Genomic DNA, 21,322 nt, shown 5'->3' with positions numbered 1-21,322 from the left:
GCTTGCACAGAGGCGTAATGGACATAGATGTCAGGTCCCCAGCGTCTTGCAATAAAACCAAAGCCCTTGTCATCACGAAACCATCTTATTTTGCCTATTAGAAACATGATAATTCACTCCAAATGTTATGATTTGCTTCGGGCTGCAGCTTTATCCTTAGCTTATTTACATTATAAAACTAAAATCTCAAAATTGCAAGGAATATTCTGAAAATTATAATAAATTAAATTAGTCCCCAAGTTGTCTATTTCTGTTGTATAATTAAAGGTACTGACAAAATAATTTTTAGCGAGGTAGATGCTATGCGTTTAAGAAAGAAACCCTGGATTGAAGAAGCTATGAAGGACGTAATGGATGAGTATGTATTCATGCATGATTTAGAAAAGTTTAAAGGCCATTGGCAGGAAGTTTTTCCCGGTAAGCGTTTGTGCTTGGAGATTGGTTGCGGCAAAGGCCGTTTTACTATTGGCATGGCAGAACTGAATCCGGACAAAGCTTTTATCGGTATTGAAACTCAACATGATATTGCTTATTATCCGGCAAAGGCTGCTAAAGATAAGAAGCTGGATAATGTACGTATTATCTGTGCCAATGCAGAGAATATGCTGGATTGGTTTGAACCCGGCGAAATCAAGGAGTTATACTTGAACTTCTCCGATCCTTGGCCGAAAGCACGCCATGCTAAACGTCGTCTGACCCATCGCAATTTCTTGGCGAAGTATGCCCAGCTGTTAGGCAAAGGCGGTCATCTGCGTTTTAAAACTGATAACCGCGCGCTCTTTGATTTTTCTGTAGAAGAATTCAAAGAGTTTGGTTTGGAAATTATTGCTTTGAGCTATGATTTGCATCACTCCGAGTATGAAAATGCTGTGCAAACAGAATATGAGCAGAAATTCAGCGCTTTAGGAACGCCGATTAATTTCTGCGAGGTAGTATTTTAAGTAAGGTTATTCTTATGAAGAAAAGTTTTTTGTGGTTATGGGATAATCCCTGCCAAGCAATATACACAATGATGGCATTGCTAATTTTTGCCGGAGGCATCAATGTCTACAGTGCCAGCTATATAACGGCGCGAGATATGTTTGGCAATCCTATGCATTTTTTACTGCGTTACTTTATCTTTGCTTTAATAGGCTTATTTGGTATGTGGCTGGTGCGCAGGATTGGCTACAAAATTTTACTGAACAAAAGTTGGACTTTAATCAGCTGTGTCATTATTGTAGGGATGCTGTTTTTAGTTGACGTTATAGGTGTTGCTACTAAAGGTGCTTCTCGTTGGTTATATTTGGGGCCTATTTCCATTCAGCCGTCAGAATTTGCTAAGCTGTCGGTCATCATGCTTTGTGCCCGTACTTTAGGTACTATGATGCGTAAAGGGAAAAGGGTGAGCTTGTTTCATAAAGGTGATGATCTTATTCCAATTGGTATGACTATACTTTATGCGTTACTGGTCTACAAACAGCCTGACTTGGGTACTGCAGCCATTATTTGCGGCCTTATGCTGGGTATGTACATTATCGCCGGGATTCCTTTAGGCGAGGTGTTTGTTGTTGGCTGCGGAGCAGTGGCAGGAGCAGTTGGTTTGGCAATTGCTGCTCCCTACCGTTTGGAACGCTTAAAGGTGTGGGCAGATCCGTGGCTGGATGAGGCAGGTACAGGCTACCAAATGGTGCAATCCTTGCTGGCCATTGGTAGCGGCGGGCTTACAGGTACCCATTGGGGGCATGGCGCCAGCAAATTCTTCTACCTGCCGGAAGCACATACGGACTTTGCTTTCGCTGTTTTCTGTCAAGAGAACGGCTTGCTGGGTGCTACGTATGTAATGGTGTTGTTTGCGATTATGGGCTGTGCTTTTTGTAAAATTGCCACCCGTACCCGCGACCACCAAGGCTTTTTATTGGCTAGCGGGGTAACTTTTTTGATTATCGGGCAGGCTGTTGCTAATATGGCCATGGTTTGCGGTATTCTTCCTGTTATCGGTGTACCTTTGGTATTTATCAGTTACGGCGGTAGTTCCATGGTGCTTTCCATGGCCGCCATAGGCTTGTTGCTTTCTGTATACGATAGGGAAGTACAGCAGGCGGAATTGGAGGCAGTGCCTCCGGAGGAACGCCGCGACGATTTGCGCGTAGTGCGTAACGGGAGGTGGAGCCAATGAGAAGACACCACTTAAATAATGGACGCAAGCGCTTTGGCTTTATTTTTTGCTGTTTAGGTTTAATGCTTCTAGGTGTGTTCCTCCGCTTAGGCTGGTTGCAAATCGTCCGTGCTGATTCCCTAAAGCGGATGTCCGAGTCCCAACTGACTGCAGACTTAGTGCAGAAGCATCCCCGTGGCCGTATTGTGGACCGTGATGGGGAAGAGCTTGCTGTCAGCATTATGACAGGGTCCTTATACGTGGATCCGGAGGGAATGGTGGATGGTGCCGAAGTCGCCAAAAAGTATCCCCAGCGGAATGTGCGCCGTGTGGCAGCGGATTTATTAGCACCGGTGCTGAAGCAGGATGCCAATAAACTTTACGCTACCTTTACAGGCGGTGGTCGTTTTGTCTGGTTAAAACGTACTATGGAGCCCAAAGAAGTGGAGGACGTACGTAAGCTTATTAAGGATAACAAGCTGCCAGGCTTACACTTTTTGGAGGAAAGCAAACGTTATTACACCAAGAAACGCGCAGCAGCCCAAATTCTTGGCTTCATCGGTACGGATGATGTGGGGCTGAGCGGCTTGGAGTACCAGCTTAATGACGTGCTGAAGGGGAAGGACACCAAGTATTCCCTGATGGTGGATGCAGCAGGCCAACAGATTCTTGGCAGTCTGCTGAAGGATGAGGAGCAGAACGGGCAAAAACGTCAGGAAAAACTGCCTACGGTTTATTTAACATTGGACAGCAAGATGCAGTACGTCTTAGAGGATGCAATGGATGATGCCATCCAACGGACGAAAGCTAAAGGTGCAGCTGCTATCATTATGGATCCCTATACGGGAGAAATTTTGGGCATGGCATCCCGTCCTACCTTTGACCCCAATCATTTTGGCGATTTTAGCGCTGATAGTTGGAATAATAGAGCCATCTCCATGATTTACGAGCCCGGTTCTGTATTTAAACCCATCGTAGGCTGCATGGGGCTTACGGAAGGTGTTATTACACCTGATACTATCATCCAAGATAACGGCAGTATCCGCATTGCGGACCGTGTTATTCATAACTGGGATGGTGAAGGCATGGGACCTGTGCCTTTTTCCACTGTCATCAAATTCTCTATTAACACGGGTATGGTGCAGTTGGGCATGGAGCTGGGGGCACGGCGGATGATCGACTATGCTAAACGCTTCGGTTTTGGTTCTCCTACCGGTATCGATTTACCCGGTGAAGAACATGGCATTCTCTATCGTGCCCAAGATATGTATGAACCGGATATTGCAACTATGGCCATCGGCCAAGGTATTGCTGTTACACCGTTGCAGGAACTGCGGGCGATTTGCGCCATAGCTAATGGTGGCGAACTGCTTAAACCATATATTGTTAAAAAGATTGTTGCTCCCGATGGTACCATTATTAAGGAAGGGCAGAAGGAAGTAGTGCGTAACGTGATTACGCCACAGGTGGCTGCCCAGATGCGTGCCATGATGGAAAAGGTCGTTAGCGAAGGCGGTGGTAAGACTGCTGCTATTAAAGGATATCGCATTGCCGGCAAGACCGGTACGGCGGAAAAATTGGCTGAAGGCGGTGGTTATGCTGCCGGACAGTATATTGCTTCCTTCGTAGGCTTTGTTCCTGCGGATAAGCCACGTTATGCTATGCTGGTTATGCTGGACACACCTCAAGGTGCTTTTTACGGCTCCCAAGTAAGCGCTCCTATTTTCCGCGATACACTGCAGCAGATTCTGGTAGCCAAGGGTATTCAGCCAGCCGATAGTGAAGGCTTACCTTCCTTTGAAGAAATGCATGCTATGGGGGCGAAGGAGAACGTCAAAACTAAACCTACGCCACAGATACAGCTTTTGCCTAATGGTAAGGTGAAATTACCTGATTTTAAAGGTATTGATATGCGATTGGCAGCGGAATTGTTGCAGCAGGGGCGTTTGCGGCTGAAACCCTATGGCAGTGGTCATGCTTACCAACAGCGACCGCCTGCAGGGGTGGAAGTTGACGAGGGTGCCACTGTAGAAATTTGGTTTAATTAATGTATACATAATCTGCGGTTGTCCGTTAGCAGGAAAATAGCAATCTAGGGGAGAACTGTACAAGATAGGTTTTTATTCTTTTGCCGTATGCACTAAAGGAGGAAGAAAATGTTATCTGATATTGAAATTGCTCAACAAGCCAAAATGGAAAAGATTACCGATGTTGCTGCTAAAATCGGCATCAGCGAGGATGATCTGGAATTATATGGCCGCTATAAAGCTAAGTTGTCCATGGACTTAATCCGCCGTATGGCTGATAAGCCTTCCGGCAAGCTGATTTTGGTTACTGCTATTACCCCAACCCCTGCAGGTGAAGGTAAATCCACCACCACCGTTGGTCTGGCACAAAGCTTGCACAAAATTGGCAAGAAAGTTATCGTAGCTCTGCGCGAACCCTCCTTGGGTCCTTGCATGGGTATCAAAGGCGGCGCTGCCGGCGGCGGTTATTCCCAAGTAGTACCTATGGAAGATATCAACCTGCATTTTACCGGTGACTTCCATGCTATTACTTCTGCCCACATGCTGCTTTCCGCGATGCTGGATAACCATATCCAACAAGGCAATGCCCTGAATATCGATCCGCGCCGTATTTGCTGGAAACGTGTTGTAGATATGAATGACCGCGAACTGCGCAATATCGTAGTTGGCTTGGGTGGTAAGGCTCATGGCGTGCCGCGTCAAGATGGTTTTGATATCACCGTTGCTTCCGAAGTTATGGCAATTCTTTGCTTGGCTAAAGATTTGCATGATTTAAAAGAGCGCCTGAGCCGTATTATTGTTGCTTATGATTACGAAGGCAAGCCTGTAACTGCAGGTCAAATCAAAGCACACGGCGCTATGGCTGCTTTGCTGAAAGATGCTATTAAGCCTAACTTGGTACAAACTTTGGAAAATGTACCTGCGATTATCCATGGCGGTCCTTTCGCAAACATCGCCCATGGCTGCAACAGCGTTATGGCTACCCAGACCGCTATGAAGGTTGCAGACTACACCATTACTGAAGCCGGTTTTGGTGCAGACTTAGGCGCAGAAAAATTCTTCGATATTAAATGCCGTTATGCAGGTCTGAAACCGGATGCAGTTGTTATTGTAGCAACTGTCCGCGCTTTGAAGATGCACGGCGGTGTGCCGAAAACCGATTTGAAGACTCCTAATGTAGAGGCTGTGAAGAAGGGCCTGTGCAACTTGGAGAAACATATTGAGAACGTTAAGAAATTCGGCGTTCCCAGTGTAGTTGCTATTAATATCTTTGCCCAAGACACTCCGGAAGAACTGGAAGCTGTACGCGAACATTGCGCTAAACACGGTGTAAATGTTGCGCTGTCCGACGTCTTCGCTAAAGGTGGCGATGGTGGTATCGAGCTGGCTCAAGAAGTAGTAGCTTTGGCTGAAAGCGGCAAAGCAGATTTCAAACCTATCTACGATCTGGATATGCCTTTGAAAGCAAAAATCGAAACCATTGCTAAGGAAATCTACGGTGCTGATGGCGTTAACTACAGCAAGGATGCGGATAAGGCATTGAAAGAGTTTGAAGCTATGGACTACGGTCATCTGCCCATCTGCATGGCGAAGACTCAATACTCCTTCTCCGATGATCCTGCTCTCTTAGGTCGTCCCAGTGGCTTTACTATTACCATTAAGAATTGCCGTATTGCTGCAGGCGCAGGCTTTGTAGTCGTACTTACCGGTGATATTATGACCATGCCCGGCCTGCCTAAAGTTCCCGCTGCAGAAAAAATCGATGTTAGCGATGAAGGCGTTATCAGCGGTTTGTTCTAAGATAAATCTAGAGGTGAATTAAGAATGGAAACTGTTTTAATGAGGGGAAAACCTGTTGCCGATGTTTATCGTGAGGCTATTACAAAGAAGATTACTGCTGCTAAAGAGCATGGCCTGACCGTAACTTTGGCTATTGTGGTAGTAGGCGATGACCCTGCTTCCCATGTTTATAAGGACAGGTTAGTAAAGTTAATCGAAAGCTTGGGCGGTGCAGCTAAAGTTATTATGTTGCCTGCTGATAGTGATGAAGAAAAGGTTATCGGCGTAATTAAAAAGTTAAACCGTAACCGTTATGTAACCGGCATTCTGCCTATGATGCCCATGCCTAAGCACATTAACGGCGATGCTGTAGGTGCAGCTGTTTCTGCGAATAAAGACGTGGATTGCTTGAATCCTATTAACGCAGGCGATGTGTTTATGGGACGCAGTCCTTGGGCTGCCTGTACTCCTCGTGCCTGCATGGCGACATTGGCTCACTATGGCATTGAGCTGGAAGGCAAGAATGTTGTTGTTATCGGTCGTAGCAATGTGGTAGGCAAACCTGTGTCTGTGTTGCTTTTGAATAAGAATGCAACTGTTACCGTATGCCATTCCCGTACCCGCAATCTGCCAGAGTTGTTGAAAACTGCAGATGTTATCGTAGCTGCTGTTGGCAAACCCTGCTTTGTACAACCGGATATGGTTAAAGAGGGCGTAGTCATTGTGGACGTTGGCATTAATGCTGTTGATGGCAAGTTGGTGGGCGATGTGGATCCTGCAGTGGCAGAAAAAGCTTCTGCTTTCACCCCTGTTCCCGGTGGCATTGGTGTAGTTAGCAACATGATGGTAATGGAATGCCTGACTCGTAACCTGTAAAGTAAGGTGGCTTATGAGATATTTACTACTGCTTTTGGTGGTGGTTTTTACCTGTTTTATCCTGTTTAACTCCTCTTTGGATATGTCCGTTTCCGGCAAGATGAGTAGTGAGGCTGCTGATTTAATCAGCGGTATTGCCAACGCTTTGGATATTCGTTTGGATGGTAATGTGGAGCACAGCCTCCGTAAACTGGCACATTTTTGTGAGTTCGCCATTTTGGGAGGGCTGTGGTGCTGCACTTTCGCTGCATTCCATGTGGGGAACCGCACTGCCACAGGCTACATTTTGTTGTTCTGCTTGTTTACAGCAGTGGCAGATGAATACGTGCAGTTTTTTACCCCCGGGCGTTCTTCCCAAGTGCGGGATGTACTCTTGGATTTTAGCGGTGCTTTCTGCGCATGGTTGGCATATAGAGTGCTGCAGTGGAGTAAATAAGGACGCTTTAGTTTAATATGCAAAATGCGAGCAGCCCAGTTCGGTAGTACGCCGAACTGGGCTGCTTTTGTGTTAGCTAGGATATAAAAAAATACTGATAATAAAAATGACTGCCTGCGGTTGCAGGCAGTCATGGTGACAAATATTCTCTTGTTTTTATATTTATGCTCCTTCGAACAGGCGCAGCAGGATGAACATGCTCTCACCGAAGGTTAGATAGCGGAACCAGGTGCGGGGATAAACAAAGCCTTCCTCATCTTCATCGTAGGTGCCTGAAATACGCAGGTGGATGGCTGCGGATTCCATAGCTGCAATGATCAGTAGTAAAAAACCGGGAGTCCACGTATCATCATGGAACATCAAGTACATACAGTATAAGAGGAAAGATATATCGCAAAGAAGATAAACAACAAAAATAGAGGCGCTGCTATCGATTAGGATGATTTGGCGTCGCTCCGGATGACGGCGTTTGTCTTCCAACATTTGGGAAAATTTTTGGAGAAAGTAAACAATTCTATGGGCGTGGATGAAGTGGAACATGCGCACGCATAAAAAGAATAAAGGAATAAAATTCATATGTTTTACCTCGAAAATAGAATACATTTCATTATACACTATTTGAACGTATTGTGCAAAAGTAGACATCCAAAATATAAATACTGCTATTATATACAAAACTCTATTCCGTGTATACAAAATATGAAAAGTAATAAAAAATGTAGCATTTTTATACCGTTATCGGTAAGTATACAATAAACATGAAAAATAAAGTTGACAAAAGTATGACTTAGTAGCTATAATGAGTACCATAAGTTATTAGGTGGACCGAAGTAGAATAGGCACCTGGTAATGACTTTTTAAATAAGGGAAAGAGGAGACTTTAAAATGAAAAAATGGAAAAAAGTAGCCACTGCTGCACTTGCTGCAATGGTATTCGCATCCGTACTGAGCGGTTGCGGTGGAGACAAAAAGAAAGCTGCTGACGCAGGCGACACCATTAAGGTTGGCGCATCCTTCGAATTGACCGGTAACGTTGCTAACTATGGTAAATCCATCCTGTCCGGTTTCAAAATGGCAGCTGACGAAGCTAACCAAAAGGGCGGCGTTCTCGGCAAAAAAATCGCAGTTGTTGAAAGTGATAACAAATCCGAGCCTTCCGAATCCGGTAACTCCATTACCAAACTGGTTACTCAAGATAAAGTAGTTGCAGTTGTTGGTCCTGCTACCAGCGGTTGCGTAGCTGCAGGCGCTCCGATCACCGCAGCTAACAAGATTCCTCACATTGCACCTTCCGCTACTGCTCCCGGTGTAACCATGGACGGTGGCAAAGTTCGTGAATTCATGTTCCGTGCTTGCTTCATCGATCCGTTCCAAGGCCAAGTAATGGCAACCTTCGCTAGCAATAGCTTGAAAGTTAAAAACGTAGCTGTACTGTTCGATTCTTCCAGCGACTATTCCAAAGGCTTGGCTCAAGTATTCCAAGAAACTTTGGAAGGCAAAGGCGGCAAAGTAGTTATTAAAGAAGCATTCCTGAGCAAAGATATGGACTTCAAGTCCGCTTTGACCAAGATTAAAGCTACCAACCCGGAAGCAATCTATGTTCCCGGTTACTATGAAGAAGTATCCAAGATCATTAAACAAGCTCGTGAAATCGGCATCACCTGCCCGCTGCTGGGTAGCGATGGTTGGGAATCCCCAAAACTGGCTGAAATCGCCGGCAAAGATGCTCTGAAAGACTGCTACTATGTAAGTGCTTTCTCCGCACAAGACAAGGATCCTTCCGTGCAAAAATTCATTGCTGATTACAAAGCTAAATATCAAAAAGATCCTGATATCTTCGCTCTGCAAGGCTATAACGCAGGTTTGGTGCTGTTCGACGCTATGAAACGCGCTAACAGCACCGACGGCACCAAGGTTGCTAAAGCAATCGCTGAAACCAAAGACCTGCCGATTGCTAGCGGCAAGATGACCTTCGACGCTAACCACAATCCGATTATGCCCGCATGCATCATCAGCTTGGAAGGCGGCGTAGCAAACCTGAAAGAGAAGATTTCTCTGTAATTTAAATAAGTTCATTGCAAAATTTCATACCAGTAACTCTTTAGTATCCCGTTTTCCTAGGTTTATTTATTAAAGTTAGAATGGGTCCGCTTTTTAAGCGGGTCCTGATATATATTTTTTATTTCTGAGGGGGAATAAACCATGAAAAAGATGACTAAGATGTTTTCCGTATTGGCAGCAGGCGCTATTATGATGGGCGCTTTGACCGGTTGTGGCGGTTCTAAGGGAGCCGGAAATGCAGGTGACACCATTAAAGTGGGCGCCTTGCTGGAAATGACCGGCGGCAGTGCTTCTTTCGGTATTTCTTCTAAAGCAGGCATTGACCTGGCACTGAAAAAGATTAATGAAAAAGGTGTGCTGGGTGGCAAAAAATTGTCCCTTGTTGTAGCAGATAATAAATCCGAAGCCTCCGAATCTACCAATGGTATGCAAAAATTAATTTCTCAGGACAAAGTTGTTGCAGTTATCGGTCCTAACATTTCTTCCGGTGTTATTGCTGCAGGTGCTATTAACAATAGCGCGAAAGTTCTCGGCATTACCCCGATGGGTACCAACCCGGATGTAACTGTTGATCCTAAAACCGGTAAGACTAGAGCTTACAACTTCCGTACCTGCTTTATCGATCCGTTCCAAGGCACTGTAATGGCTAGCTATGTTTCTAAAGAATTAAATCTTAAGAAAGCAGCTATTCTGGTTGATAACACCAGTGATTATTCCAAAGGCCTGACTCAATTCTTTAAAGAGAATTTTGAAAAGAACGGTGGCGCTATTGTCGCTGAAGAAGCTTATCTGCAAAAAGATACCGACTTTAAAGCAACCTTGACCAAGATTAAAGCAGAAGCTCCTGACTTTATCTATATTCCCGGCTACTATCAAGAGGTTGGCCTGATTGTTAAACAAGCTCGTGAAATGGGCATCAATGTTCCTATTGCCGGCGGCGATGGCTGGGACAGCGCTAAGCTTCCGGAAATCGCAGGCAAAGCTGCTTTGAACAACACCTTCTTCTCCAGCCTGTATTCTCCTGATGACGCATCCGATTTGAACAAAAACTTCGTAGAAGAGTTCAAGAAAGCTAATAAAGGTGCAAATCCTGACGTATTTGCTGCTTTGGCTTATGACTCCACTATGCTGGTTGCTCAAGCAATAGAAGATGCAAAATCTGCAGAACCCGCTAAGATTGCGGAAGCAATGGCTAAGATTAAAGGTTTCAAAGGCGTTTCCGGCGAAGTAACCTTCAATGAACAGCATAACCCCATTAAGAGTGCAGTTATCATCGAACATAAAGATGGCGCTCAAACCTTCAAAGCTAAAGTAAATCCTTGATAGGTAGCACAATTAGTCTTTAATCAATCAACTCAACGAGGCTGTTGTTTTGTGTGACAACAGCCTTTGTTTTTCAATTAGCCTGTCTCGCTTAGGCAAATTAGTGAAATCCCTAGGGAGGAAAAATTATGGAGACCTTTTTGCATCAGTTCTTCCAGCAGCTGATCAATGGTGTATCCCTTGGCAGTATCTACGCGTTGATCGCCTTAGGTTATACCATGATCTATGGCATTATCAAGCTGATTAACTTTGCCCACGGCGATATTTATATGTTGGGCGCTTATTTCGGCTTTTACGCTACTACGCAGCTGGGAATGCCTTTTATTCCAGCCATCATCTTCGCTATGGCTTGTGCCGCAGTTGCCGGCATTATCATCGAACGTATTGCTTACCGTCCTATGCGTAATGCACCCCGTATTGCAATTTTAATTACCGCTATCGGCGTATCCTTCTTCTTAGAGTACGGTATGATTTTGTTGGTTAGTCCTCAACCTCGTACTTTCCCGGCAGTATTCAGTGCTACCGTGTATAATTTCGGACCTTTGGTTGCTAACAGCCAACAATTGGTAATTCTTTTGAGTTCCATCATCTTGATGGCAGTGCTTACTTACATCGTAAACAAAACTAAAGCCGGCAAGGCTATGCGTGCTGTGTCCTATGACGCTGATGCTGCTCGTCTGATGGGCATCAACATCGACCGCGTTATTTCCACTACCTTTGCACTGGGCAGTGCATTGGCAGCAGCAGGCGGCGTGCTGGTTGGCGTTTACTATAACTCCATCGATCCGCTGATGGGTATGATGCCCGGTTTGAAAGCTTTCGTTGCCGCAGTTCTCGGCGGTATCGGCATTATCCCCGGTGCTATGATCGGCGGCATTATTTTGGGCGTTGTGGAAGCAATGGTTAGCGGCTTCTTGTCCTCCACCTTCCGTGATGCTGCAGCTTTTGGTATTTTGATTTTGATTCTGCTCTACAAGCCCGCAGGTTTGTTAGGTAAGAACGTACGTGAGAAAGTATGAGGTGCTTGTTATGAATCCGACCAAGAAAAACGATTTAAAAGCACTCTTTGTCTGTGCTGTTCTTTTTGCCATTGTCCAAGGCTTGATTTTTGCAGAAGTTATCGGTCCCTTCTGGGAACTGAATATTGTTTTGATCTGCATCAATATTATTTTGGCAGTCAGCTTGAACCTTATTAACGGTTACACCGGCCAGTTCTCCATCGGCCATGCAGGTTTTATGGCTGTTGGTGCTTATACCAGTGCTATTATGACCGTTAAACTGGGTTTGCCTTATGAATTAGCTTTGATTGTAGCGACTATCTGTGCAGGTTTCTTAGGTTTCCTGATTGGTTTGCCTACGCTGCGTCTTGATGGTGACTATCTGGCAATCGCTACTCTGGGTTTAGGTGAAATTATCCGTATCTGCATTCTCAACATTGACTATGTAGGCGGTGCTTCCGGTTTGATGGGTATTCCCCGTATGACCACCTTCACCTATGTATTCTGGATTATGATTGCTATCATTTTCTTTATTAAGAACTTCAAAAACTCCGCTCTTGGTCGTTGCTGCTTAGCAATTCGTGAGAACGAAATTGCAGCTGACACCATGGGTATCAACACTACTAAATATAAAGTTATGGCGTTCACTTTGGGCGCAGGCTTTGCAGGTACTGCAGGCGCTCTGTTCAGCCATTACTTCTTCTTGGCTCATCCCGCATCCTTCACTTTCATGCGTTCTTTCGATATTCTGACCATGGTAGTTTTGGGCGGTCTGGGCTCCATGACCGGTGCTATTACCGGTGCAACCCTGTTGACTTTCATCTCCGCATATCTGTCCGATTATCCTGAATGGCGTATGGTTATCTATTCCGTAACCATGATCGTGCTTATGCTGCACCGTCCTCAAGGTTTGTTCGGCAGCGAGGAGTTGAGCCGTAAGATGTTTAAGTTTGGAGGTAAGGGCAATGGCAGAACTGCTGAAGGTAGATAATGTATCCATGATTTTCGGCGGTTTGCGCGCCGTATCCAACCTTTCCCTGCATATTGACGAAGGCGAACTGATTGGACTCATCGGTCCTAACGGTGCCGGCAAAACTACCGCTTTCAACATGATTACCGGTGTATATACCCCTTCCGAGGGCGCTATTTATTTCAATGGCACTAAGAGTAGCGGCAAAAAGTCCTATCAAGTTACCCAGCTTGGTATGGCACGTACTTTCCAAAACATCCGCCTGTTCTCTGAGCTGAGTGTAATCGACAATGTAAAAATCGCTTATAATATGCACGTATCCTATAACATCGTTGATGCTATTATCCGCGATAAAAAATATCTGGATGAAGAAGAATTCATTACCCAAAAAGCTATGGACTTGTTGAAAATTTTCCATTTGGAAGATGAAGCTAATGAAGTAGCTAAAAACCTGCCCTATGGCAAGCAACGTCGTTTGGAGATTGCGCGTGCGCTGGCTACAGAGCCTAAGCTGCTCCTGTTGGACGAGCCTGCTGCAGGCATGAACCCTCAAGAAACTCGTGAGCTGATGGAAATGATTCGTTGGATTCGCAACGAGTTCAAGCTGAGCATTCTCTTGATCGAGCATGATATGGGGCTGGTTATGGGCGTGTGCGAACGCATCTACGTATTGGAATACGGTATGAAGATTGCAGAAGGCACTCCGGAAGAAATTAAAAACAATAAACGGGTTATCGAGGCATACCTGGGCGAGGAGGTAATCAACTAATGTTAACAGTTGAAGATATTAATGTCTATTACGGTGCTATCCACGCCATTAAAGGTGTCAGCCTGGATGTTCCCGATGGCGAGATTGTAGCCTTGATTGGCTCTAACGGCGCAGGCAAATCCACCACTCTGCGTACCATCTCCGGCTTGATGAAGCCTAAAACCGGTAAAATCCTTTATGAAGGTCAAGATATTGCCGGCGTGCCTGCTCATAAAATCGTAGGCATGGGCTTGTGCCAAGTTCCTGAAGGTCGTCACGTTTTTGCAAACATGACCGTTATGGAAAACTTGGAGCTGGGTGCTTATCTGCGTAATGATAAAGAAGGCATTGCTAAGGATTTGGCAGATGTTTTTGAGAAATTCCCTCGTTTATTAGAACGTAAGGACCAAATCTCCGGTACTTTGTCCGGTGGTGAACAGCAAATGCTGGCTATGGGGCGTGCGTTGATGAGTCGTCCAAAATTATTACTGCTGGATGAACCCTCCATGGGTCTTGCCCCCTTGCTGGTTAAAGAAATTTTTAATATAATTAAAGAGATCAATGCTAGCGGTACTACCATTCTGTTGGTAGAACAAAATGCTAATATGGCATTGTCCATTGCTGATAAAGCTTATGTTCTGGAAACCGGCCGTATTACCTTGAGCGGTACTGCTCAAGAGCTGGCAAGCAGCGAAGCAGTACGCAAGGCATATTTGGGCGGTTAATTAAGGAGGTCATTTCATGTTAGTAAAAGACTTTATGACTACTGATGTTGTTACTGTACGCGAAGACCAATCTATGCTGGAAGCTAGAGAAATTCTGCGTGGCAAAAACCTCATCAGCCTTCCTGTAGTTGATGACATTAAACGTATTCGCGGTATCATCACTATTGATGATATTGGTAAAGCATCTCCTAGCGAATCCAGCACCCTGTCCCGTTATGAGGCAAACTACCTCTTAGGCCGTTTGAAGGTTAAGGACGTAATGGGTCGCAATGTTTCTACTGTTGAAGAAGACGACACCATTGAGTATGTTGCTTATAAGATGAACAAGAGCAGAGTGAATGCACTGCCTGTTCTGGGTACGGATGGCAAGCTTATCGGTATCATTACCCGTAGCGATATGTTCCGTGCTTTTGTAGAGATCATGGGCGTTAACCGTCCCTGCCTGCGTTTTAGCCTGACTGCTCCCGATAAGGTTGGCGTGGTAGCAGAAATTTCCGGCATTATGCGTGATTTGGGCGTTAACATTATTTCTTTGGCTGCTCTGCAAAATAACGATGGTACTGCAGAAATCACCATTCGTTGCAATCTGAACAATAATGGCATGGACGTTATTGAAAAGATTCGCGAAGCAGGCTATCCTGTAGAAGATATTATGACTTTGGATGGTTTGGAATAATGCTGAACCCTTCCCAGGTCCACGTGGGCGATATTGTGCGCACAAAAAAGCCCCATCCCTGCGGTAGTGCGGAGTGGGAGATTACTAGAACCGGTATGGATTTTGGCATGAAATGCTGTGGCTGCGGTCATTTCGTCATGCTTGCCCGTGCTAAGTTCGAAAAGGCTGCTAAAGCTGTGGTGCGTACAGCGGAAACGGCTGTAGAGAAGTAAATAGTGCAATAGAGGCTGTGATCTAGGTCACAGCCTCATTTTATTAGAAACGATATTTAGTTATTGCCTGGGCAATAAGTTCGGCGGTGTGGGCAAGCTCTGCTTCCGTATGAGTGGACATGAGCGCAATACGAAGCCGAGCTGTGCCCTTGGGGACTGTGGGATAGCGGATGGCAGGAATGAATAGCCCTTGCTGCTGCAGTTCCTCGGCAATCTGTAGGGCAGCAGCTTCGTCCCCGATGATAATGGGAATGATGGCAGTGGTGGATTCTGCTTGGACACCATTCTGCTGTAGGCATTTTAGGAAAAAGGTAACATTATGCTGCAATTGATGTACAGGTTCAGGCTCGTTTTCTAATATTTCCAAGGCTGCAAGGGCTGCGCCTACTGTGGCAGGGGCTTGGGAGGTTGCAAAAATAAAGCTGCGTGCTTTATTCTTTAAGTAATCAATGATAGTTTTACTGCTACAAGCATAGCCTCCTTCCGCACCTAGGGCTTTGCTGAGCGTTCCCATAAGGATGTCCGGTTGGCAAATATTGTTATAGTGTTCTACAATACCCCTGCCTGTAGCTCCAATAACACCTGTAGCGTGGGCCTCGTCAACCATGGTGAGCAGTTTATAACGTCTGCCTAATTGGACAATGGCCGGTAAATTGGCAATATCCCCATCCATACTGAATACTGCATCACTAACAATTAGTCCCTTCCTATAGGCTGTTGTTGCTAGGAGATGTTCTAAGTCCGCCATATCATTATGCTTATAAACGACGATACGAGCACCGCTTAAACGGCAGCCGTCAATTATGCTGGCGTGATTGTATTCATCGCTAAAAATGGTGCTGTCTTTGTGGCAGAGGGCGGAAATAATGCCTACGTTAGCCATGTAGCCTGTATTGAACAGCAGTGCTGCTTCCGTGTGTTTAAACTTCGCCAATTTTTCTTCTAGGCGCTCGTGCAAAGTATTGGTGCCGGTAGTCAGCCTGCTGCCTCCGCTGCCTGCACCCCAAGCTTGTACGGCTTGAACTGCTCCGTCCTTTACCCGTGGGTCATTGGCAAAATCAAGGTAGCTGTTAGATGCTAGCAAAAGCAGTTTGCGCCCCCGCATATCCACGTATTTGCTTTGGGGACTATTAATGGTTTTAGTACTGCGGTACAGGCTTTTTCTTTGTAATTGCTCTAATTCTTCTGCAAAAATTTCTTGAGGATCTTGGTTCAGCGATCGTTCTAAAGGAATACCGCGTACCAAGATCCTTTGCTTTTCAAGATAGTTAATGCAGTCCTCAACCTTGGCCTGGGTACTGTCGAAAATAAAGATACGTCCTCCGTGGGCATCGCCTAGTTCTTTAAGCGGTGTCAGACGTACATAGCCATGCTTTTTGCTAGCAAGATAACCGGTTACGTAATTAGGATCATCGGAGATACACAATTCCGCAATTATTCCCGGTGCATGTGCTACCTTAGTTGCAAGGATTAAAGCCTCCTGAAAGTGGTTTTTCTGACTACTGTTACCATGGACTTCTGCAGCATCCATATAGGTTACTCTGATCCCTCGGTCGTGGTCGGGCTCAAGGGTCTGATGGGTCGCAATATCATAAAGCATGGCCCCACGCATAGGCTTTACTTGGCGTAGTAAAGAGATAATGTGACTGCTTTGTTTTTCTAATCCCAATTCTTGCAGCAAGCTTGCCATAATATTATAGCTTTCTTCAATACTGTTTTTTGGACGACTGCTGACAGGCAGGGCATCCAGGTATTGGATTGTTTGGGGGGCGATGGCTTCTACTTTGAAATTAATAAAATCTGCCTGTCCCAAATCATGGTGCAAAGCTCTGTGAGCAAGATTTCCTAAAGTGGGTGCTATTTCTTTAGCTTCTATAATGCGTTCTGCTCCGCTAATATGCTTACCCAGTTTAGAAGCACGCATTTTTATACTATACTGTAGCATGGTAGCTTCCTCCTTTTTGGACGATGCCTAAAAGTCTTTGCACAGGTTTGTAAGCTAGGATTACCACTAACCCTGTAAAGATCATCCCTGGTAGGGCAGCAATTGCTAAGATGTTCCAATTAACTCCTGTAACTTGCGCTACCAGCAAGCGAGCAAAGAGGGTTCCTAAAGGACCGCTAAGGGACAGGGTAAGCAGATTTACTCCTCCTAAAGCTATAACGCTAGCTACAATAGCGCGGAAAGCAATTTGTATTAATACGCTGTAGGGATTGTGCAGGCCAAGTAGTAGGCCTAAAAGACTGGCAACTAGTCCTGCTAGAAAATAACGCTTCCAACCAAAGAGAGCGCAAATAAGCACGGCAATGGGGGCGGATAATTGGAACTCTCCGCCGGGGAAGGGGCTGGGAAGTTTGAGGGTGCCTGTGAGCAGGATAATGACGCTTAATAGAGCAGTATTTGTTAAATTGCGCATTAGCCCAACACTTCCTTTACGGATAATTTGGCAAGGGCAACAGCTTTGTCTAAATCATCTTTTTCAATATTTAGCATGGGGTTGAAGTAAATTACATTACCAAGAGGGCGGAGAAGCAGTCCGTGAGTTAGTGCCTTTTTGTATATTTCATAACCTATGCGGAGTTGGGGTGCAAAACCTAGCTTCCGCTCTTTATCCGTAACTAATTCTAAGGCGTTAATAAGGCCTATATGGCGGATTTCGCCGATATTTTTATGTGCGCCGAAAGCATCCTGCAAGGCTGCATGGAAGTAAACAGCCTTTTTAGCAGCGGAGGCTAGAATATTTTCTTCTTGCATAATTTTTAAAACGGCAAGGGCGGTGGCGCAACCAATAGGGTTGCCTGCATAGGTGTGACTATGCATAAAGGCTTTACCCTTATTGTAGTCATCGTAAAAAGCTTGATAAATTGCATCTGTGGTACATACAAGCGCCATAGGAAGATAACCACCGGTAAGGGCTTTACTTATACACATTAAATCAGGGGTGATGGCTGCATGGTCGCAGGCAAACATTTTTCCTGTGCGCCCGAAACCGGTAGCAATTTCATCGGCAATTAAAAGGACATTGTAAGTATCACAAAGTTTGCGCAATTTTTGCAGATATAGTGGCGGATAAATGCGCATACCGGCACATCCTTGGACAATGGGCTCCACAATAATAGCTGCTGTTTCCTGGGCGTGCTTGGCGAAAGCTTCCTCCGCATATTTAAAGCATTGGCAAGAACAGCTGTCTCTGCTTTCTCCCAAAGGACAGCGGTAGCAGTCGGGTGCCTGGATATGAATATTATTCATCATCATGGGTTTGTACATTTGGGAAAACAAATCCATACTACCTACGGAAAGTGCGCCTATAGTTTCACCGTGATAGCCTTCACTAAGGCACATAAAACGGTTTTTCTCAGGATGTCCTGTTTGTAATTGGTATTGAAAAGCCATTTTTAGGGAAATTTCCACAGAAGAGGAGCCGTTATCTGCAAAATTAATCTTATTCAAGCCTAGGGGCAGGATTTTTACTAATTCTTCTCCAAGGCGGATAGCAGGTTCGTGAGTAAAATTAACAAAGATAACATGCTCTAATTCTTGAAGCTGTTCTGTAATGGCAGCGTTGATTTTAGGGTTGGCGTGGCCCAAAAGATTCGCCCACCAGCTGCTGATGATATCCAAATATACTTTGCCGTCCGCGCTGTAAAGATAGGGTCCTTTACCTCTTGTGATGACGATTGGCGGTAGTGTTTCGTAATCTTTCATTTGGGAGCAGGGATGCCAAATGTGCTCCAAGTCACGTTTTTGTAAATCTGCAATCTTATTCATGATAAGCTCCTTTATTTATACATTTTCAATAATACGTCCATATTGATGTCGATGTTTTGAGCGCCTTTCCTAACTTCGGCTACAATGGGTACTCCTGTAAGTTGGGCTATCATTTGCTTATTATCCTGCTCCATAAAGTCATGAGGATTAAATTTGTTGAGAATGATACCGCGAATGGGGATGCCACGTAGTTTTAGGTAAGTTGTGGTTAGTACGCAGGCGTTAATAGAGCCCAATGTGCTAGATGCAACTACAAGGACGCCTAAGCCCAGTTCTTGAATAATATCTTCCAAGAGGATATGTTTTTCGTCCCAGCGAAGGGGGCAAATTATACCGCCACTGCCTTCCATGGTAACTAGGTCGTATTGTCTTTGTGCTTTAGCAAAATCTTCTACAATCTTGCTCATTTCCACAGGGGTGCCTTCTCTTTGTGCTGCCAAATGGGGAGAAAGGGGTTCTTGATAAATATAAGATACCAAATCCTCTGCGTTTGCAGGGAGTTTAGCCATGGTAGCTACTTGGACAGCATCTCCCGGTAGCAGGCTGCCATCTGCCTGTAATTCTGCTCCGCTGAGAGCTGCCTTGTAGTAGCCTGCATTATAACCTGCTTCCCGAAGTTTTTTTATAATGAGTCCGGTTACATAGGTTTTGCCTACATCCGTGCCTGTTGCCGTAATAAAAAGAGCTTTAGCCATAATCTACCTCCACAATGATTGTTTTTAGACAATTGTTAACTACACTGTTTGTATTGGTTAACGATATGCCACAAGTATAATACTTTAAACAGCTTTAGTCAACCTCGAGAATGATTTGGGTTAACAAAAGCTTGCTTTATGGTTAACTATTTGCTATAATCTTGGTTAACGTAAGCGATGCGCTAACGTTACTTTGAAAATATGCAGAAGGATGAGAAAGAGGCGTTATTATGGATATCAAAATATTGGCGCAAGAAATTATTAATGGCAGAAGGTTAACGAGAAAGGATGATCTCCAAGTATTCCTTACTTGTGATTTGCAAGAGCTGTGTAAAGGAGCGGATGCTATTCGCCAACATTTTTGTGGTGATAAAGTAGATTTGTGTACTATCATCAACGGCAAAAGCGGTCGTTGCAGTGAAAACTGCAAATATTGTGCGCAATCAGCTCATAACTGCACAGGGGTGGATGTCTATCCTTTTATGAGTACGGAAGCTATTCTTAAAGAAGCATTGGCTAATGAAAGCGAAGGTGTAAATCGATTTGCTATTGTAACTGCAGGTCGTGGTTTAAACGATAGCGATTTTACTAAAGCTATTACAGCTTACAAAAAAATGAAAGAGGAATGTAAATTAAGCCTATGCGCTTCTCATGGCTTTTTGACAGAAGAGCAGTTTAAGGAATTGCGTTTGGCAGGGGTGGAAAGCTATCATGAAAATATAGAAACTTCCCGTCGTTACTTTCCGCAGATTTGTACTACCCATACCTATGATGACAAAATTGAATCCATCAAATTGGCGCAAGCAGCAGGCTTTTGCGTTTGCAGCGGTGGCATTATCGGCATGGGCGAAAGTTGGGATGACCGTCTAGACATGGCAATCAGTTTGGCTGAACTGGGAATTACTTCCATTCCTATTAATGCGTTGATGCCGATTAAAGGTACGCCTTTGGAAAATTTGCCCACTTTGCAAGAGGAGGATATTCTGCGTACTGTTGCTTTCTTCCGCTACATTAACCCCACTGCCAATATTCGTTTGGCTGCAGGCCGTGGTTTGCTGACCAATAATGGCGAAGCTGCTTTTAAAAGTGGCGCCAGTGCTACTATTACCGGCAATATGCTCACTACTTCCGGCTCCACCATTGCCAGAGACAAGGCCATGTTGCAAGCCATGGGGAGGGATATTAAACCGGAATACGAAAGATAAATTTGTGTTTTGTGGCTAATTTCATATCAGTACTAAGGGGGGCTCTACGGAGGGCTCCTTTTCGTTTTATTAACAGTCTAACTATGGTTTGTGTGCTTAGTAAGCTGAGGATGGAAAAAGTTTCAGGATGAAGTTACGAATTAGGGATAAAAACAATAAATGTTTAAGGATGAAAATACAAAATGTTTAGGGATGGAATATAATCCTACAATTTATTATTGCAATTGATATGGAATAGGTTATAATCATAATTGGATGAGTTGCTCGCAAATGCTATATTTTGTAGGAGGGATACTATGATTAGAAAAATTTTGTTAATTTTCAGTGTAATCATGATGGTCGCTAACAGTGCTTTTGCTATTAAGTTGGCTGGCAAAGGTGTACAGGATGCTTTTAAAAAATTAAATTTCGATGCATATCCTGAAGAAGTAGTAACAAGAGATAATGTTTTAAAAATGAATGCTATCACTTTTGGAATTTGCAATGGTAAAGAACGCATTTCTAGACCTAAAGGTAACGAAAATTTTTATTGGTTTAGAAAAAGTTCTAAATTGCAATAGCAAGTTGCACACTTTTTTCAATCCTCTAGGCTGCATAGATGCGGTCTAGATATTCATCAAAATACTCATTGGGTGACTTGTACCCCAAGCACTTTCTAGGCAGGTTGTTTGCCCACTCCGTAGCA

At 44.6% G+C, this 21,322-nt stretch carries 22 protein-coding genes; 16 read left to right on the top strand and 6 right to left on the bottom strand.

The window, feature by feature from the left end; genetic code table 11:
• Positions 1-107, bottom strand: a 107-nt coding sequence (locus ACJMM4_RS02210) for a cold-shock protein (RefSeq protein WP_405382890.1), incomplete at its 3' end; no start/stop codon positions are given.
• A gap of 195 nt (positions 108-302) precedes the next feature.
• On the opposite strand from ACJMM4_RS02210, the gene trmB reads away from it, so the two are divergent.
• The 6 genes from trmB to ACJMM4_RS02180 all read left to right on the top strand — a co-directional run bounded on the left by trmB (position 303) and on the right by ACJMM4_RS02180 (position 7,255).
• Entirely contained in the window at positions 303-941 is a 639-nt protein-coding gene (gene trmB, locus ACJMM4_RS02205; protein ID WP_405380271.1) for a tRNA (guanosine(46)-N7)-methyltransferase TrmB, read from the top strand.
• A 14-nt stretch (positions 942-955) separates the two neighbouring features.
• Entirely contained in the window at positions 956-2,158 is a 1,203-nt protein-coding gene (locus ACJMM4_RS02200; RefSeq protein ID WP_405382888.1) for an FtsW/RodA/SpoVE family cell cycle protein, read from the top strand.
• Positions 2,155-4,185, top strand: coding sequence for a penicillin-binding transpeptidase domain-containing protein (locus tag ACJMM4_RS02195; protein ID WP_405382886.1), 2,031 nt, complete (start codon positions 2,155-2,157; stop codon positions 4,183-4,185). Before ACJMM4_RS02200 ends, ACJMM4_RS02195 begins: the two co-directional genes overlap by 4 nt.
• Before the next feature lie 108 nt (positions 4,186-4,293).
• On the top strand, positions 4,294-5,964 hold the full coding sequence (locus ACJMM4_RS02190; RefSeq protein WP_405382884.1) for a formate--tetrahydrofolate ligase: 1,671 nt from the start codon (positions 4,294-4,296) through the stop codon (positions 5,962-5,964).
• A 24-nt stretch (positions 5,965-5,988) separates the two neighbouring features.
• Positions 5,989-6,819: a bifunctional 5,10-methylenetetrahydrofolate dehydrogenase/5,10-methenyltetrahydrofolate cyclohydrolase gene (locus ACJMM4_RS02185; RefSeq protein ID WP_405380279.1), complete on the top strand. Its 831-nt coding sequence runs from the start codon at positions 5,989-5,991 to the stop codon at positions 6,817-6,819.
• Positions 6,820-6,832: 13 nt separating this feature from the next.
• Positions 6,833-7,255: a VanZ family protein gene (locus ACJMM4_RS02180; RefSeq protein ID WP_405380281.1), complete on the top strand. Its 423-nt coding sequence runs from the start codon at positions 6,833-6,835 to the stop codon at positions 7,253-7,255.
• Positions 7,256-7,417: 162 nt separating this feature from the next.
• On the opposite strand, the gene ACJMM4_RS02175 is transcribed toward ACJMM4_RS02180, so the two are convergent.
• Positions 7,418-7,831: a hypothetical protein gene (locus tag ACJMM4_RS02175; RefSeq protein WP_405382882.1), complete on the bottom strand. Its 414-nt coding sequence runs from the start codon at positions 7,829-7,831 to the stop codon at positions 7,418-7,420.
• A gap of 309 nt (positions 7,832-8,140) precedes the next feature.
• Between ACJMM4_RS02175 and ACJMM4_RS02170 the strand changes: the two genes are divergently transcribed.
• The 8 genes from ACJMM4_RS02170 (at position 8,141) to ACJMM4_RS02135 (ending at position 14,968) form a co-directional block, all read left to right on the top strand.
• Positions 8,141-9,316 carry an ABC transporter substrate-binding protein gene (locus tag ACJMM4_RS02170; protein ID WP_405380285.1) on the top strand — a complete coding sequence of 392 codons (1,176 nt, stop codon included), beginning with the start codon at positions 8,141-8,143 and terminating at the stop codon, positions 9,314-9,316.
• A 141-nt stretch (positions 9,317-9,457) separates the two neighbouring features.
• A complete protein-coding gene (locus tag ACJMM4_RS02165) occupies positions 9,458-10,639 on the top strand; it encodes an ABC transporter substrate-binding protein (RefSeq protein ID WP_405380287.1) in 1,182 nt (393 codons plus the stop codon).
• 128 nt (positions 10,640-10,767) lie between these two features.
• Entirely contained in the window at positions 10,768-11,658 is an 891-nt protein-coding gene (locus tag ACJMM4_RS02160) for a branched-chain amino acid ABC transporter permease (protein WP_405382880.1), read from the top strand.
• A 10-nt stretch (positions 11,659-11,668) separates the two neighbouring features.
• Positions 11,669-12,628 (top strand): branched-chain amino acid ABC transporter permease, encoded by a 960-nt coding sequence (locus ACJMM4_RS02155; RefSeq protein WP_405380291.1) that lies wholly within the window; start codon positions 11,669-11,671, stop codon positions 12,626-12,628.
• Positions 12,603-13,376: an ABC transporter ATP-binding protein gene (locus ACJMM4_RS02150; protein WP_405380293.1), complete on the top strand. Its 774-nt coding sequence runs from the start codon at positions 12,603-12,605 to the stop codon at positions 13,374-13,376. Before ACJMM4_RS02155 ends, ACJMM4_RS02150 begins: the two co-directional genes overlap by 26 nt.
• Positions 13,376-14,080 carry an ABC transporter ATP-binding protein gene (locus tag ACJMM4_RS02145; protein WP_405380295.1) on the top strand — a complete coding sequence of 235 codons (705 nt, stop codon included), beginning with the start codon at positions 13,376-13,378 and terminating at the stop codon, positions 14,078-14,080. Before ACJMM4_RS02150 ends, ACJMM4_RS02145 begins: the two co-directional genes overlap by 1 nt.
• Positions 14,081-14,096: 16 nt before the next feature.
• The gene (locus tag ACJMM4_RS02140) at positions 14,097-14,756 is read left to right on the top strand and encodes a CBS and ACT domain-containing protein (protein ID WP_405380297.1); all 660 of its coding nucleotides are present in this window, start codon (positions 14,097-14,099) and stop codon (positions 14,754-14,756) included.
• Positions 14,756-14,968, top strand: a complete 213-nt coding sequence (locus ACJMM4_RS02135; RefSeq protein WP_405380298.1) for a DUF951 domain-containing protein — start codon at positions 14,756-14,758, stop codon at positions 14,966-14,968. The genes ACJMM4_RS02140 and ACJMM4_RS02135 overlap by 1 nt, the downstream gene beginning before the upstream one ends.
• A gap of 43 nt (positions 14,969-15,011) precedes the next feature.
• Here ACJMM4_RS02135 and bioF read toward each other — a convergent pair whose 3' ends face one another.
• From bioF to bioD, 4 genes are read right to left on the bottom strand one after another with little or no spacing between them, the layout of a single operon-like run.
• Positions 15,012-16,913 (bottom strand): 8-amino-7-oxononanoate synthase, encoded by a 1,902-nt coding sequence (gene bioF / locus ACJMM4_RS02130; RefSeq protein WP_405380300.1) that lies wholly within the window; start codon positions 16,911-16,913, stop codon positions 15,012-15,014.
• Positions 16,900-17,385: a hypothetical protein gene (locus ACJMM4_RS02125; RefSeq protein WP_405380302.1), complete on the bottom strand. Its 486-nt coding sequence runs from the start codon at positions 17,383-17,385 to the stop codon at positions 16,900-16,902. The genes bioF and ACJMM4_RS02125 overlap by 14 nt, the downstream gene beginning before the upstream one ends.
• Positions 17,385-18,737: an adenosylmethionine--8-amino-7-oxononanoate transaminase gene (gene bioA / locus ACJMM4_RS02120; protein ID WP_405382878.1), complete on the bottom strand. Its 1,353-nt coding sequence runs from the start codon at positions 18,735-18,737 to the stop codon at positions 17,385-17,387. The genes ACJMM4_RS02125 and bioA overlap by 1 nt, the downstream gene beginning before the upstream one ends.
• An 11-nt stretch (positions 18,738-18,748) precedes the next feature.
• A complete protein-coding gene (gene bioD, locus ACJMM4_RS02115; RefSeq protein ID WP_405380306.1) occupies positions 18,749-19,432 on the bottom strand; it encodes a dethiobiotin synthase in 684 nt (227 codons plus the stop codon).
• Positions 19,433-19,662: 230 nt separating this feature from the next.
• Between bioD and bioB the strand changes: the two genes are divergently transcribed.
• Both bioB and ACJMM4_RS02105 read left to right on the top strand, forming a co-directional pair.
• Positions 19,663-20,637 carry a biotin synthase BioB gene (gene bioB / locus ACJMM4_RS02110; protein WP_405380308.1) on the top strand — a complete coding sequence of 325 codons (975 nt, stop codon included), beginning with the start codon at positions 19,663-19,665 and terminating at the stop codon, positions 20,635-20,637.
• A gap of 296 nt (positions 20,638-20,933) precedes the next feature.
• Positions 20,934-21,197 (top strand): hypothetical protein, encoded by a 264-nt coding sequence (locus ACJMM4_RS02105; RefSeq protein ID WP_405382877.1) that lies wholly within the window; start codon positions 20,934-20,936, stop codon positions 21,195-21,197.
• The last annotated feature ends 125 nt before the right edge of the window (positions 21,198-21,322 follow it).

The sequence above is a fragment of the Phascolarctobacterium sp. genome (assembly GCF_045124115.1).
Classification (GTDB): Bacteria; Bacillota; Negativicutes; order Acidaminococcales; family Acidaminococcaceae; genus Phascolarctobacterium_A.
This window is presented reverse-complemented; position numbering and strand designations above follow the sequence as displayed.